The 1,135-nt window shown below is 54.9% G+C and carries 1 protein-coding gene; it reads right to left on the reverse strand.

The window, feature by feature from the left end:
• Window positions 1-867 (reverse strand): HNH endonuclease (locus ETQ85_RS25995; protein ID WP_148581860.1); only part of this gene is annotated, 867 nt, incomplete at its 3' end.
• Window positions 868-1,135 lie beyond the last annotated feature (268 nt).

Consider the following 1,135-nt stretch of genomic DNA (forward strand, 5'->3'; position numbering starts at 1 on the left):
AGAGTTGAAACCGCCGTTCTCGAAAATGTCCACCAGCACCTCTTTCTCTCTCTCGAAGCGCCTGGTGGCCAGTAGCAGGAAGTAGATGCCGTTATCTTCCTTGTCGAACTGACGGAAGTAGGACCGGAAGCCTGGCGTATTGGGGTGAGTCCAGTCTGTTCGGTACTCGGGAAACCAAATGAGTCCGTTGGTTTCGAGAATCGAGAAGTGCGGCTTCAGCTTTTCGTAGGAATGGTCCAGGCGCAGCGTGAGTTCGAATGGGTCGCAATAGATAGAGAGGTCGTTCGGCCAAGCGTGGCTGTTGGCCAGAGCGTGTGCGTACAGGCTTCGAGTCAGGCTAGGAAGGCGGGCGACGGCCTCCATGATTTTGCGCGCATCCGGGAAGAACGTATCTTCGAGCAAGGACAGGTCAAGTTGCTGGAAATTCATTGGCAGTTGAAGGCTAGCGTAGGCGCTCTGATCGACGAATCGCTCCTGCGCCAAGCCGTTTGTCATCCCCACAGCGCTTGCCTTGGAATCGTGAACAGCCTTCATCTGCTTCATGACAGAAGTCGGAAACCGTTCAACATCGTCTGTCTCGCGATGGTGGTTCCGACACAGTAAGATAAGGTTCTCAAACTGTCGGCGGTCTTCGTTGGTCTGAGCCGGATTGAAGCGCTGGCCAGTTTGGTTCGCTGCTTCGATGTGGCAAACCTCAGCCAGCAATCCTCCATCCTGGTCGATCACGGGGTGCGTGCAGCCCTCGAAAGCACACCGGTTCTGCGATAGCGCAAATAGACGTCTCAGGGTCTGCGGCGTAGGGTTAAGCCGTCGGACTCGCTCGGCCATGGTCAATCTAACGTTTTGCATAGGCTGCATGATACACATCCAAAATCTGCTTCCGCTGCCAAGCGGTCATCGGCCTGGACGCATGAGAGGACCGCAATTGGTCGTACTGCCTTCGCCGAACGATACACGCACATGTCCTGGCAGCCCAAGTTAGTTGCGTGAGTAGTCGTGAGATAATTGGGGCGTCCTGTGCCGCTCGACTGACCAAGAAAATAAACGCTCCTTAGACGTACAACGATAGGAAACATGCTTAATTTCAAGATCACGGCCACCGGTGTTGAGCTCGAACCTGAATCCGTGGCCGCCA

The organism is Zoogloea oleivorans (assembly GCF_008107625.1).
Taxonomy (GTDB): Bacteria; Pseudomonadota; Gammaproteobacteria; order Burkholderiales; family Rhodocyclaceae; genus Zoogloea; species Zoogloea oleivorans.